12 protein-coding genes are annotated in these 13052 nt (G+C 65.6%); 8 read left to right on the plus strand and 4 right to left on the minus strand.

Going from position 1 to position 13052, the window contains the following annotated elements; genetic code table 11:
* Positions 1-56: 56 nt before the first annotated feature.
* The 4 genes from plsY (at position 57) to topA (ending at position 4995) form a co-directional block, all read left to right on the plus strand.
* Positions 57-656, plus strand: coding sequence for a glycerol-3-phosphate 1-O-acyltransferase PlsY (gene plsY / locus SAMIE_RS04340; protein WP_066698992.1), 600 nt, complete (start codon positions 57-59; stop codon positions 654-656).
* Positions 653-1735, plus strand: a complete 1083-nt coding sequence (gene dprA, locus SAMIE_RS04345) for a DNA-processing protein DprA (protein ID WP_066698471.1) — start codon at positions 653-655, stop codon at positions 1733-1735. Before plsY ends, dprA begins: the two co-directional genes overlap by 4 nt.
* Positions 1732-2373 carry a YoaK family protein gene (locus SAMIE_RS04350; RefSeq protein WP_066698469.1) on the plus strand — a complete coding sequence of 214 codons (642 nt, stop codon included), beginning with the start codon at positions 1732-1734 and terminating at the stop codon, positions 2371-2373. The genes dprA and SAMIE_RS04350 overlap by 4 nt, the downstream gene beginning before the upstream one ends.
* A gap of 72 nt (positions 2374-2445) precedes the next feature.
* Entirely contained in the window at positions 2446-4995 is a 2550-nt protein-coding gene (topA, locus tag SAMIE_RS04355) for a type I DNA topoisomerase (protein WP_066698466.1), read from the plus strand.
* A gap of 17 nt (positions 4996-5012) precedes the next feature.
* Here topA and era read toward each other — a convergent pair whose 3' ends face one another.
* From era to lepB, 3 genes are all read right to left on the minus strand, one after another.
* Complete coding sequence (era, locus tag SAMIE_RS04360) at positions 5013-5921, minus strand: GTPase Era (protein ID WP_066698463.1); 909 nt, start codon at positions 5919-5921, stop codon at positions 5013-5015.
* A 96-nt stretch (positions 5922-6017) separates the two neighbouring features.
* Positions 6018-6701, minus strand: a complete 684-nt coding sequence (gene rnc, locus SAMIE_RS04365; protein WP_066698462.1) for a ribonuclease III — start codon at positions 6699-6701, stop codon at positions 6018-6020.
* Positions 6698-7522, minus strand: coding sequence for a signal peptidase I (gene lepB / locus SAMIE_RS04370; RefSeq protein ID WP_066698461.1), 825 nt, complete (start codon positions 7520-7522; stop codon positions 6698-6700). Before lepB ends, rnc begins: the two co-directional genes overlap by 4 nt.
* Positions 7523-7703: 181 nt before the next feature.
* On the opposite strand from lepB, the gene pgi reads away from it, so the two are divergent.
* Complete coding sequence (gene pgi / locus SAMIE_RS04375) at positions 7704-9209, plus strand: glucose-6-phosphate isomerase (RefSeq protein ID WP_066698460.1); 1506 nt, start codon at positions 7704-7706, stop codon at positions 9207-9209.
* A 151-nt stretch (positions 9210-9360) separates the two neighbouring features.
* On the plus strand, positions 9361-10707 hold the full coding sequence (gene gorA / locus SAMIE_RS04380; RefSeq protein WP_066698457.1) for a glutathione-disulfide reductase: 1347 nt from the start codon (positions 9361-9363) through the stop codon (positions 10705-10707).
* Between the two features lie 7 nt (positions 10708-10714).
* On the opposite strand, the gene SAMIE_RS04385 is transcribed toward gorA, so the two are convergent.
* Positions 10715-11170: a universal stress protein gene (locus SAMIE_RS04385; RefSeq protein WP_066698456.1), complete on the minus strand. Its 456-nt coding sequence runs from the start codon at positions 11168-11170 to the stop codon at positions 10715-10717.
* A 184-nt stretch (positions 11171-11354) separates the two neighbouring features.
* Between SAMIE_RS04385 and SAMIE_RS04390 the strand changes: the two genes are divergently transcribed.
* Positions 11355-12650, plus strand: coding sequence for a pyruvate dehydrogenase complex dihydrolipoamide acetyltransferase (locus SAMIE_RS04390; protein ID WP_066698454.1), 1296 nt, complete (start codon positions 11355-11357; stop codon positions 12648-12650).
* Positions 12650-13051 carry an acyl-CoA thioesterase gene (locus SAMIE_RS04395; protein ID WP_066698452.1) on the plus strand — a complete coding sequence of 134 codons (402 nt, stop codon included), beginning with the start codon at positions 12650-12652 and terminating at the stop codon, positions 13049-13051. The genes SAMIE_RS04390 and SAMIE_RS04395 overlap by 1 nt, the downstream gene beginning before the upstream one ends.
* The last annotated feature ends 1 nt before the right edge of the window (position 13052 follow it).

The raw sequence follows: 13052 nt of genomic DNA on the forward strand, positions 1-13052 counted from the left end.
CCTTGCCACGGACGGCGGGCCGCTTATGGTCGCGCCAACTCCAAATGGCGGATTCCATGACCCCTCCCTGGCTACTCCCCGCGCTCGTGCTGATCCTAGGCTATCTGCTGGGTTCCATTCCGTTCGGCATCCTCCTGACGCGCATCGGCGGGGCGGGGGATCTGCGGCAGATCGGATCGGGCAATATCGGCGCGACCAATGTTCTGCGCACCGGGCGCAAGGGGCTGGCGGCGGCGACACTGCTGCTCGATCTGCTGAAGGGCGCAGCGGCGGTTCTGATTGGCGCATGGCTGATCGACGGAGGCGGCCCGATGGCGGGCGCGATGGCGTTTATCGGCCATTGTTACCCGGTCTGGCTGCGCTTTGCGGGCGGCAAGGGCGTGGCGACGATGATGGGCGTGGTAAGCGCGCTGCACTGGCCCGCCGGGATCGTCTTTGCGGCGGTGTGGCTCGGCATGCTGTTCGGCACGCGCTGGTCTTCGGTCGGCGGCATGTCGGCGGCGGTCAGCGCGCCCATCGCCATGTGGGCGTTCGGGCGGATCGACCTCGTTCCCGTCAGCCTCGCCATGGCGCTGATCCTGCTGTGGCGCCATCGGGAAAATATCGCGCGGCTGGCGAAGGGCGCGGAACCCAAGATCGGGTCCGGCAAGGGGTGAGCGAGAACGAACGGTTCGACCGCCTCCGCCTCATCCGCTCGCCCCGCATCGGGCCGGTCAGTTACCGGCAGTTGCTGGTGCGGTTCGGGTCGGCCGGAGAAGCGCTGCGCGCCATCCCGACGCTGGCGGAGCGGGGCGGCGGGCGTGCCAGCGTCGCCGATGAGGGTGCCGTGGAGCGGGAGATTGCCGCCAGCCGGGCGCTGGGCGCGCGTTACCTGTTGATGGGCGATGCCGATTACCCCGCGTTGCTCGATCAGATGGAGGGCGCGCCGCCTGCGCTGATCGTGAAAGGCGATGCGCGGCTGACGGCGCGGCCCTGCGTCGCGATGGTGGGCGCGCGCAATGCGTCGGCGGCGGCGTGCCGCTTTGCGCGGACGCTGGCGCAGGATCTGGGGCAGCGCGACGCGGTGGTCGTGTCCGGCCTTGCGCGCGGGATCGACACCGAAGCGCATCGCGGCTCCATCGACAGCGGCACCATCGGCGTCATCGCCTGCGGCATGGATGTGGTCTTTCCGCCTGAAAATGCGGCGTTGCAGGCGGATGTGGCGGAACGTGGCCTGCTGGTGACGGAGCATCCGCCGGGCGTTCAGCCGCTGGCGCGGCATTTCCCGGCGCGCAACCGCATCATCGCGGGGCTGGCGCTGGGAACGGTCGTGGTCGAGGCTGCGCCCAAATCCGGGTCGCTCATCACCGCGCGTCTGGCGGGCGAAGCGGGGCGCGAGGTGATGGCGGTGCCCGGATCGCCGCTCGATCCGCGAGCGCAGGGATGTAACGAACTGATCCGGCAGGGCGCCATCCTCGTCCAGAACGCCGCCGACGTGATGGAAGCGGTCGGCGGCTTCGATCCGCGCATGGTGCGGCAGGAAAGCTTCTCATTTCTGGGCGAGCCGGTGTCGAGCGATGTAGCGGAGGCCGAGCGCGCGACGGTGATGGGCCTGCTGGGCCATGCGGCGGTGCCGGTGGACGAAGTGGTCCGCCTGTCGGGTCTGTCCCCCGCCATCGTCCAGACCGTGCTGCTCGAACTGGAACTGGGCGGGCGGCTGGAGCGCCATGCGGGGGGGCGGGTGAGCATCATATGATCCGGTTCGCGCCGTCGATGCGCGCGCTTGCCGTATGCCTTGCCTTTCTGGCGGGTTATGTCGATGCGCTTGGCTTCCTCTCGACATCCGGTTTCTTCGTGTCTTTCATGAGCGGTAATTCCACGCGACTGGCGGTCGGCCTTACCGGCGCGCACGCAGAAGCGATGGCTGCCGGGACGCTGATCCTCTGTTTCGTCGCCGGAGTCGTTCTCGGCGCGGTCGCGGGCGCTCATGCGGGACGCCGGCACAGTGTGGCCGTGTTGTTACTCGTATCGCTGCTGCTGGCAGGCGCCGCAATGGCGAGCGGCTGGCCTGGCTTATGGACGCCCGGGCTTCTGGCGCTGGCCATGGGTGCGGAGAATGCGGTGTTTGAGCGGGAAGGAGAAGCCCCGCTGGGTGTCACCTACATGACGGGCAGTCTGGTGCGGGTCGGATTTGGACTTTCCGGCCTTTTGACCGGGCGGCGTCACCCCGGATGGACCGGCTTTGCGCTCCTGTGGACAGGGCTGGTGGCCGGAGCCTTGGCAGGGGCGACGCTGTTCCCCATGTTGAAGCAGGACGCGATGGCGCTGGCGAGCGTCGCAGCCTTTGCGCTGGCGGGCTGGGCGTGGACGGCGGGGTTGCGGATATCGGCCTAGGCGCTTGACGCGCGCCCTCAATTCTTTCCACCCTCGCGCGCATACGTGAGGAAACTACATACCGGGGCATAAATGCAGCTTGTCATCGTCGAATCGCCCGCAAAGGCGAAGACCATCGAGAAATATCTGGGCGGCGATTTCCATGTCCTCGCCAGCTATGGCCATATCCGCGACCTGCCGCCCAAGGACGGATCGGTGGACCCGGACAACGGCTTTGCGATGTCGTGGGAAAATTATGGCGACAAGGGCAAGCAGCTCAAGGCCATTACCGACGAGGCGAAGAAAGCCGACCGTCTGATCCTGGCCACCGACCCTGACCGTGAGGGCGAGGCGATTAGCTGGCATGTGCAGGAAGTGCTGCGCGCCAAGAAGGCGCTGCCGCAGAAGGTCGACCGCGTGACCTTCAACGCGATCACCAAGCAGGCCGTGACCGAAGCGATGGCGCATCCCCGTGCGCTGGACGAGGATCTGATCGACGCCTACCGTGCGCGCCGGGCGCTCGACTATCTCGTCGGCTTTACGCTTTCTCCCGTGCTGTGGCGCAAGCTGCCGGGGGCCAAATCGGCGGGGCGCGTGCAGTCGGTCGCGCTGCGGCTGGTAGTGGAGCGCGAGCGCGAGATCGAAAGCTTCACGCCCCAGGAATATTGGTCCGTCGCCGCCGAGATGGAGCAGGGCGGGCAGGCTTTCACCGCGCGCCTTGTCCGCTGGAAGGGTGAGAAGATCGAGCGGCTGACCATCGGCCGCGAAGGCGACGCCATGGCGGCCAAGGCCGATGTGGAGGCCGGGCGCTTCACCGTCGACAGTGTGGAAACCAAGCCGCTCACGCGCAATCCGCCGCCGCCCTTCACGACATCTACCTTGCAGCAGGAAGCCGCGCGCAAGCTCGGCTTTTCCGCCAGCCACACGATGCGGATCGCCCAGCAGCTCTACGAGGACGGGGCGATCACCTATATGCGGACCGACGGCGTGCAGATGGACGGCAGCGCCATTTCCGCCGCGCGCAGAGCGATCGCGGATCGCTATGACGGCGGGTATCTGCCCGAAAAGCCGCGTCAGTATCAGACCAAGGCGAAGAATGCGCAGGAGGCGCATGAAGCCATTCGTCCGACCGAATTCGGCCGCGACAAGGTGGGTTCGGGCGATCATGCGCGCCTCTACGATCTCATCTTCAAGCGCGCGCTGGCGAGCCAGATGGCGAGCGCGCGGCTGGAGCGCACGACCGTCGATCTGGTGGATGGCACCGGGAGCCACGCCCTGCGCGCCACGGGTCAGGTGGTGATCTTCCCCGGCTTCCTCGCGCTCTACGAAGAGGGGCGGGACGACAGCGACGATGACGACAGCAAGCTGTTGCCGCGCATGGGAGAGGGCGATGCGCCCGCCAAGAAGAAGGTGAGCGCCGAGCAGCATTTCACCCAGCCGCCGCCGCGCTATTCCGAAGCGTCGCTGGTCAAGAAGCTGGAGGAACTGGGGATCGGGCGTCCGTCCACCTATGCCTCCACGCTCCAAGTGCTGAAGGATCGGGACTATGTGCGGATCGAGAAGAACCGTTTCTTCGCCGAGGAGAGCGGCCGGCTGGTGACGGCGTTCCTCGAACGCTTTTTCGAGCGCTATGTGAGCTACGACTTCACGGCCGGGCTTGAAGACGAGCTGGACGAGATCAGCGGCGGGCGGGCGCAGTGGCAGGCGGTGCTCGAAGCTTTCTGGCGCGACTTCAAACCCAAGACCGCCGAGGTGATGGAGCAGAAGCCGTCCGACATCACGGCGGCGCTCGATCAGTTTCTGGAGCCGATGCTGTTTCCGCCCAAGGCCGACGGGTCCAACCCGCGCGCCTGCCCGCTGTGCGGGGACGGGCAATTGTCGCTGCGTGGCGGCCGGTTCGGCGCGTTCATCGCCTGCTCCAACTATCCGGAGTGCAAATATACGCGCAAGTTCGGGCAGCCGGGCGGGCAGGACGGCGAGGATAAGGGGCCGGAGGTGCTGGGCCAGCATCCCGAAACCGGGCAGGATATCGTCAGGAAATCCGGCCGTTTCGGACCCTATATCGAGATGGGCGAGGGCAAGGAAGCCAAGCGCGGGTCCATCCCCAAGGATCTGCCCGATGGCGAACTGACGCTCGATTGGGCGGTGAAGCTGCTGAGCCTGCCGCGCGAAGTCGGGCTGCATCCGGAAACGGGCAAGCCCATCGTCGCCAATATCGGACGGTTCGGGCCTTATCTGCTGCATGACGGCAAATATGGGCGGCTTTCGTCGACGGCCGAGATTTTCGAGGTCGGCATGAACAGCGCCGTCGCCAAGCTCGCCGACGCGGCGAACAAGGGCGGGCGGGGTTCCTCCTCGCGCGAACCGCTCAAGGTGCTGGGCAAGCATCCGCGCACCGAGACGGAGATCAAGCTGATGGCGGGGCGCTATGGTCCTTACGTCACAGACGGCACGACCAACGCGACGCTGCCCAAGACGATCGAGCAGGAAGCATTGACACTGGAGGAAGCGGCGCAACTGATCGACGCGCGGGCGGCGGCGGCTCCGGCGAAGAAGGGCAAGAAAGCGCCGGCGAAAAAAGCCGCGCCCAAGAAGGCGGCCACGAAGAAACCCGCAGCGAAGAAGAAGGCGGCGGCGGAGTAGCCGTCGCCTTCCGCGCCTCAGTCCACCCAGTCGAGGCCGATGTCGCGATAGATGAAGCGGTCGTCCTCCCAGTCTTCCTTCACCTTGACGTGGAGGTAGAGGTGGACCTTGACGCCCAGTAGCTGCGCGAGTTCGGCGCGTGCCTTCGATCCGATTTCCTTGAGGCGCTGACCGCCCTTGCCCAGAACGATGGCGCGCTGGGTGGGGCGGGCGACGAGGATCTGCTGGTGGATTTCGACCGATCCGTCCTCGCGCTCCTTATATTGTTCGGTATCGACGGCGGCGGCGTAGGGCAGTTCCGCATGAAGCTGGTGATAGAGCTGTTCGCGCGTGATCTCCGCCGCCAGCATCCGGTCGGTCGCGTCGGACACCTGATCTTCGGGGAAATGCCATGGCCCCTCCGGCATGGCGTCGGCGAAGGCGATCTTCAGTTCCGCAAGGCCGTCTCCGGTCTGCGCCGAGATGAAGAAAGTCTCCTCGAACCCGACCCGCTCATAGAGCTTCTGCGTGTGGACGAGCAGCTTTTCCTTGATGGCGATGTCCACCTTGTTGAGCACCAGCCATTTGCGTTCGGGGCGGTGGACGAGCGCCTCGATAATCGGCTCCATCTTGGGGCCAAGGCCGGCCTTGCCATCGACGATCAGGGCGATGAGGTCCGCGCCCTGTGCGCCGCCCCACGCCGCCTGAACCATCGCCCGGTCCAGCCGCCGCCGGGGGGCGAAGATGCCGGGCGTGTCGACCAGCACGATCTGCGTGTCGCCTTCCATCGCAACGCCCATGACGCGGGTGCGCGTGGTCTGCGCCTTGGGACTGGTGATCGCGACTTTCTGCCCCACCAGCGCGTTGACCAGCGTGGACTTGCCCGCATTGGGCGCGCCGACGATGGCGACGACGCCGCAGCGCTGGGATTCAATTTCACTCGCCAAATAAAACTCCGTTCGCCTCGCGACAATTCCGTCATCCCGGTGGAAGCCGGATGACGGTGCTCTTTAGGTCTTTTGTGTGATGAGAGGAAGGGGACGCTACCCCGCCAATTTCTCCAGCAGCGCTTTCGCCGCCGCCGTTTCCGCTTCCTGTTTCGACGCGCCGGTCGCGCTGGCTTCGCCTGCATTTCTGATGCTGACCGTCACGGTGAAGCGGAGCGCATGGTGGGGGCCGGAACGGTCGGTCAGCGCATATTCGGGCGGTTTGCGCTTGTTGGCGGCGGCCCATTCCTGAAGCGCCGACTTGGGATGGCGCGGCGCGCTGGTCTGGGTATCCACGCGGTCGCCCCACAGGCGGCGGACGAGGGTGCGGGCTTCGTCGAGCCCGCCTTCGAGGTAGAGCGCGCCGATCAGCGCCTCCATCACGTCGCCCAGCACATTGTCGCTGCCCGCCGCGCCATCGTCCCGCGCCTGCTTGCCCAGGATCAGGTGCGTCGGGACGCCTATGTCGCGCGCGACTTCCGCGCAGGTTTCGCCGGACACCAGCGCGTTGTAGCGGCGCGACAGCTTGCCTTCCGGCTCGCCTGCGAAGCGTTCATAGACCCATTCGCCGATCAGCAGGCCCAGCACCCGGTCGCCGAGAAATTCGATCCGCTCATAATTGACCGGCCCGGCGCTGCCGTGGGTGAGCGCCTGCTCGAAAGCGGCACGGTCCCTCGGCGCGCGGCCGATCAGGTCTTTCAGCCAGCCGTCCGTGTCAGGGCGTGGGCCGTTCACATTCAAAAACCTTCCCCGATGCGGCTCCAGCGCGCGGCGGTGAACCAGGTCCACGGCAGCAGCCAGTTGGCGCTGCCATCGGTCGAGAAGACCGAGATCAGCGCCTTGCCCACCAGATTTTTTTCCGGGACGAGGCCGATGCCGCCGCCTTCGACCGCCGGGAAGCGGCTGTCGGCGCTGCGGTCGCGATTGTCGCCCATCATGAAGAGATGGCCTTCGGGCACCAGCACCGTGTCGCGATCGTCCGCCGCGCCGTCCGGCACGAGGTCGAGGACGTTGTAGCTTTTCCCGCCGGGCAGCGTTTCGCGGAACTGGGGATAGCGGCACTGGCGTCCGCCGCCCGGTGCGGCCTGCTCGAAATCGGAGCGATAGCAGGGGGAGGGCGCGCCTTCCTTGTTGGCGGCGTCCACCATGTTGGGTGTGACCGGGATGACGAGATCGGCGACCTTCTGCTTCGGGATCGCCTGTCCGTTCAGATACACCGTGCCGCCACGCACCGCGATCATGTCGCCGGGCAGACCGATGACGCGCTTGATATAATCATTCTTCTGGTTCGGCGGCGCCTTGAACACCACGACGTCGCCCCGCTGCGGCGTCGATGCGAAAATGCGGCCGGGGATCAGCGGCACGCTGAACGGCAGGGAGTAGCGCGAATAGCCATAGGGCCATTTCGCCACCAGCAGATAGTCGCCGATCAGCAGGCGCGGCTGCATCGATTCAGACGGAATGTTGAAGGGCGAGACGATGAAGCTGCGCAGGATGAAGACGAACAGCCCCAGCTTGACGAGAAACCAGAGGAAATCCCGTGTTTCGGATTTGGCGGTCATGGAGGGTGCGTTGCGTCCTTCTTGTCGGCCCGGAAAAGGCCCGTTGCGGCTTTTGCGGCGTCGTTATCCCTGCGTCAAGCATGGGAGAGGGTGCATAAGCCGGGCAAGCGGTCTAGGAAGAGACAGAATCGACCGGTGCAGCGTCGATCTCGACCAACGACACGCAAAGGATCTTCCACGCATGACCAGCCCTGCACTGGCGGCCATCGCCGCGCTTCCGAAGGCCGATCTCAAGTCCATTTTCGACACCGATCCAGACCGCCTGGACAAGCTGGTGCTGACGCAGGGGCCGCTGCGGTTCGACTGGTCGAAGACGCACCTGACCGATGATGTGCTGGCGGGGTTCCTGAAACTGGCCGAGGATCAGGGCTTTGCGCAGCAGCGGGACGCGCTGTTTTCGGGCTTTGCGGTCAACAACACCGAAGGGCGCGCGGCGGAGCATCCGGCCGAGCGGGGCGAGGGAAATGCCGACAGCGTGGCGCGGGCGAAGATGCTGCACGGGCGGATGCGCGCGCTGATCGACGCCATCGAGGCAGGCGCGCTGGGCGATGTCCGCCATATCCTGCACATCGGTATTGGGGGGTCGGCGCTGGGTCCGAAGCTGATCGTCGATGCGCTGGATGGCGATGGCGTCCGTTACGACGTGGCGATTGTCTCTAATGTAGACGGAACGGCTCTGGAGCGGGCAATCGAGGGGTTCGATCCGCATGCGACCTTGATCGCAGTCGCGTCCAAGACCTTCACTACGACCGAGACGATGCTGAACGCCGCGAGCGCGATCAACTGGCTGGTCGAGGCGGGGGTCGAAGATCCTTATGGCAAGGTGATCGCACTGACCGCAGCGCCTGAGAAGGCGATAGAATGGGGCGTCGATGAAACGCGCATCCTGCCTTTCGCCGAATCCGTGGGCGGGCGCTATTCGCTCTGGTCGTCCATCGGCTTTCCCGCTGCGCTGGCGCTAGGCTGGGACGCGTTTGAAAGCCTGCTGGAGGGCGCGGCAGCGATGGATCGGCATTTCCGCCTGTCTGCGCCGCACGAAAATGCGCCGCTGATCGCAGCCTTCACCGACCAATATTATACCGGCGTTCTCGGCTGTCAGACGCGCGCGCTGTTCGCCTATGACGAGCGGCTGGCGCTGCTGCCGTCCTACCTTCAGCAACTGGAGATGGAGAGCAACGGCAAGAGCGTGAAGCGCGACGGCTCGCCGGTGGACGGCCCGACCGCGCCGATCACATGGGGCGGCGTCGGCACCGATGCGCAACATGCAGTGTTCCAGTTGCTGCATCAGGGGACGATCCTGACCCCGGTCGAGTTCATCGCTTCGGTCGAGCCGGGCAACACGCTCGATCCGGCGCATCATCGCGCGCTGCTGGTCAACTGTTTTGCACAGGGCGCGGCGTTGATGCGGGGCAAGGAAAATGCGGACGATCCTGCGCGCGCCTATCCGGGCAACCGGCCGTCCACGACGATCCTGATGGACGATGTGACGCCCGAAGCGCTGGGCGCGCTGATCGCTTTCTACGAACATCGCGTCTTCGCCAATGCGGTGTTGATGGGCATCAACCCGTTCGACCAGTTTGGCGTCGAACTGGGCAAGGAGATCGCCAAGTCCATCGAGGCGAACGGACCGTCGGGGTTCGATCCGTCGACCATGGCGCTGATCGGGCTGGCTTTGGGGGGCCAATAGCCAACAGCCGTTCGCTTCGAGCAAGGTCGAGAAGCGGCAAGCGCTGTGTCGGCATTTCTCGACTTCGCTCGAAACGAACGGGGGCTTATATTCCCGTTTGTAACCTGGCGTGACAGCCGCCATATCCCGCGCCACTCAATCGGAGGCTGGCATGAGCGAGTTTGACTATGACCTTTTCGTTATCGGCGCGGGGTCGGGCGGGGTGCGGGCGTCGCGTGTCGCGTCAGCGCATGGCGCGAGGGTCGCGGTGGCGGAGGAATATCGCGTCGGGGGCACATGCGTCATCCGCGGCTGCGTGCCCAAGAAGCTGCTCATCTATGGTGCGCATTTCGCCGAGGATCTGAAGGACGCACGCCGCTTCGGCTGGAACGTGCCCGATTGCGGGTTCGAGTGGACGACGCTGCGCGACAATGTGCTGGCCGATGTCGACCGGCTGGAGGGGCTGTATGGCAATACGCTGAGCAGCCACAAGGTCGAGCTTGTCAAGGAGCGCGCGACCATCACCGGGCCGCATTCGGTCAGGCTGGCGAGCGGGCGGGAGGTGACGGCGAAAGTCATCCTCGTCGCGACGGGCGCCTGGCCCATCGTGCCGGAGGTGGAGGGGGCCGAGCATGGCATCACCAGCAACGAGGTATTCCACCTTCCCGAATGCCCGAGCCGCATCGTCATCGTCGGCGGCGGCTATATCGCCAATGAATTTGCCGGCATCTTCCATCAGTTCGGCGCGCATGTGACGATGGTCAATCGGGGCAGCGACCTGCTGCGCGGATATGACACGCAGATCCGCGACCGGCTGCTCCAGATTTCGATGACCAAGGGCATCAATTTCCGCTTCAACGCGAAGATGGAACGGATCGAGAAGAATGAGGACGGCACGCTGCGCGTCCGGTTCGAAAGCGGCGATCCCGTGACGGCGGACGTGGTTCTGTTCGCAACCGGGCGGCGGCCCCATAGCGAAGGGCTGGGGCTGGAAACCGCAGGCGTCGAGGTGAATGAGAAAGGCGCGATCAAGGTCGATGATTACAGCCGCACCAGTTGCGAGAGCATCTATGCGGTGGGCGACGTCACCGACCGGCTGCAACTGACGCCGGTCGCGATCCGCGAAGGCCATGCCTTTGCCGACACGGTGTTCGGCGGCAATCCGCGCAAGGTGGATTATAGCTGCGTGCCGTCGGCGGTGTTCAGCCATCCGCCGCTCGCGGGCGTGGGGATGACCGAAGCGCAGGCCCGCAACAAGCTGGGCACAGTCAAAATCTACACGTCCGATTTCCGGCCGATGAAGAATGTGCTGGCGAACCGGGACGAACGCGCGCTTTACAAGATGGTGGTGGATGCGACCACCGACAGGGTGGTGGGGCTGCACATGATCGGACCGGATGCGCCGGAAATCCTGCAAGCCGCCGCCATTGCTGTGAAGGCGGGTCTGACCAAGCAGGATTTCGACGATACGGTGGCGCTGCACCCCAGCATGGCCGAGGAGCTGGTGCTGCTGAAATAGCGGACGGTCAGCTCAGGCGGTCGATGGCGTCGGTGTCGAGGCCGCCGGGGATGATCATGAGCGGGCAGGGGAGCTTGCCCGCATCGGCGCCCGCGAAATGGGTGACGAGCTTGCCCGGATTGCCCGCCGCCGCCGCGCCGAGCACGAGGGCGGCGACGTCGTCCATTTCCTCCAGCGTCTTGCGCACCACTGCCACCGCTTCGCCCTGACGGACGGTGATGCTGGGGCGGATGCCGGATTCGTCCGACAATGTGCCTGCCGCGCTCATCACCAGCGCTTCGGCGCGTTGCAGCGCTTCATCCTCCATCGTCGCCTGAACGCCGCCCCACTGCACGAACTCTGCGGGCGGGATGAGGGCGAGGATGCGGATCGCGCCGCCCGTCTTGGCCGCGCGGCGTGCCGCGAACCGCAGCGCGGTTTCGGCTTCGGGCGATTCGTCCACCACCACCAGATATGTGCGCACTTGGCTTCGTCCCCGTAACGGAATGAGCGGGTTCCAAAAGGCCCGATTGTCCTATTTGAACCTATAAGGTGAAATGTGCGCCATAAAACAGCGCCATGCAAGGCGTTGCTTGACCGATCCGGCGAATGGGTGGAAACGAGGCGTCAAAATGGCGACCGCCGCATAAGCATGAAGAGGCCCATCCATGAGCAAGACGATCCAGATGCCCGCCCTGTCCCCGACGATGGAGGAAGGCACGCTGGCCAAGTGGCTGGTGAAGGAGGGCGACACCGTTTCCTCGGGCGATCTGCTGGCCGAGATCGAAACCGACAAGGCGACGATGGAGTTCGAAGCGGTCGATGAGGGCGTCGTCGCCAAAATCCTGGTCGCCGAAGGATCGGAAGGGGTGAAGGTCGGCACCGTGATCGCGATCATCGCCGAAGAGGGCGAGGACGCGTCCGCCGTCTCGGCGGGCGATGCAAAGGCCGACGCCCAAGCGCCCAAGGCCGATGCCGCCCCGGCAAAGGCGGAAGCGCCAGCGCCAAAGGCCGACCCGGTGCCGGAAAAGGCCGGGCCTGCGCCGTCCGTCTCCGCTCCCGCATCGGGCGACCGCGTCAAGGCCAGCCCGCTGGCCCGCCGCCTCGCCGAAGCGAAGGGCATAGACCTGTCGGGCGTCAAGGGCAGCGGCACCAACGGCCGCATCGTGAAGGCCGACATCGAGGGCGCGCAGCCCGGTGCCGCTCCGTCGCCCGCCGCTGCAACTCCGGCGGCTGCACCCGCGCCTGTGGCGCACGCCGCGCAGGACTTCGGCATCCCGCATGAGGTCATCAAGCTCAGCGGCATGCGCAAGACGATCGCGCGCCGCCTGACCGAATCCAAGCAGCAGGTGCCGCACATCTACCTGACCGTCGACATCCGGCTCGACCGGCTGCTCAAGCTGCGCGCCGAACTCAACGCGGGTCTCGAAAGCCGCAAGATCAAGCTGTCGGTCAACGACCTGCTCATCAAGGCGCTGGGCGTGGCGCTGGTGCAGGTGCCCGAATGCAATGTGCAGTTCGCGGGCGACCAGATGCTGCAATTCAAGCGCGCCGACATTTCGGTCGCGGTATCCATCCCCGGCGGCCTCATCACCCCGATCGTCACCGAGGCGGACAGCAGGGGCGTCGCCGCGATTTCGACCGCGATGAAGGATCTGGCGAGCCGCGCCAAGGAGGGCAAGCTCAAGCCGGAGGAATATCAGGGCGGAACGGCATCGCTTTCCAACATGGGCATGTTCGGGATCAAGCAGTTCGAAGCTGTCATCAATCCGCCGCAGGCGATGATCATGGCAATCGGCGCGGGCGAGAAGCGACCCTATATCGTCGACGATGCGGTGCAGATCGCCACGGTCATGTCGGCGACCGGCAGTTTCGACCATCGCGCGATCGACGGTGCCGATGGCGCGCGGCTGATGCAGGTCTTCAAGGAACTGGTCGAAAGCCCGATGGGGCTGCTCGCCTGATGGGCCATGTTGACGAACAGCCGCCGGAGGCCAGCCCCGCCGTGCGCGTGATCGCCATGCCCGCTGACACCAATCCCTATGGGGACATATTCGGCGGCTGGCTGATGAGCCTGATGGACTCCGCCGCCGGATCGGTCGCGGCGCGTCACAGCCATGGCCGGGCCGTCACCATCGCGGTGGAGGGCATGACCTTCCTCCGCCCGGTCGTGGTCGGGGACGAGGTTTCGGTCTTCGCAACCCTCAAATCCGTTGGGCGCACGTCGATGAAGATCGACGTAGAAGCGTGGCGCCGCACGCGCCACGACGACCGCAGCTATCGCGTCACCCGCGCGACTTTCACTTTCGTGGCGATCGGCGAAGATCGCCAGCCCCGTTCCGTGCCGCCGCTCCCGGCAGAATAGA

It is taken from the genome of Sphingobium amiense (genome assembly GCF_003967075.1).
GTDB lineage: Bacteria > Pseudomonadota > Alphaproteobacteria > Sphingomonadales > Sphingomonadaceae > Sphingobium > Sphingobium amiense.

Coding starts and splice junctions, on each gene's coding strand:
- plsY (WP_066698992.1), top strand. CDS start 57: ATGACCCCTCCCTGGCTACTCCCCGCGCTCGTGCTGATCCTAGGCTAT.
- SAMIE_RS04350 (WP_066698469.1), top strand. CDS start 1,732: ATGATCCGGTTCGCGCCGTCGATGCGCGCGCTTGCCGTATGCCTTGCC.
- topA (WP_066698466.1), top strand. CDS start 2,446: ATGCAGCTTGTCATCGTCGAATCGCCCGCAAAGGCGAAGACCATCGAG.
- lepB (WP_066698461.1), bottom strand. CDS start 7,522: ATGACCGCCAAATCCGAAACACGGGATTTCCTCTGGTTTCTCGTCAAG.
- pgi (WP_066698460.1), top strand. CDS start 7,704: ATGACCAGCCCTGCACTGGCGGCCATCGCCGCGCTTCCGAAGGCCGAT.
- gorA (WP_066698457.1), top strand. CDS start 9,361: ATGAGCGAGTTTGACTATGACCTTTTCGTTATCGGCGCGGGGTCGGGC.
- SAMIE_RS04390 (WP_066698454.1), top strand. CDS start 11,355: ATGAGCAAGACGATCCAGATGCCCGCCCTGTCCCCGACGATGGAGGAA.
- SAMIE_RS04395 (WP_066698452.1), top strand. CDS start 12,650: ATGGGCCATGTTGACGAACAGCCGCCGGAGGCCAGCCCCGCCGTGCGC.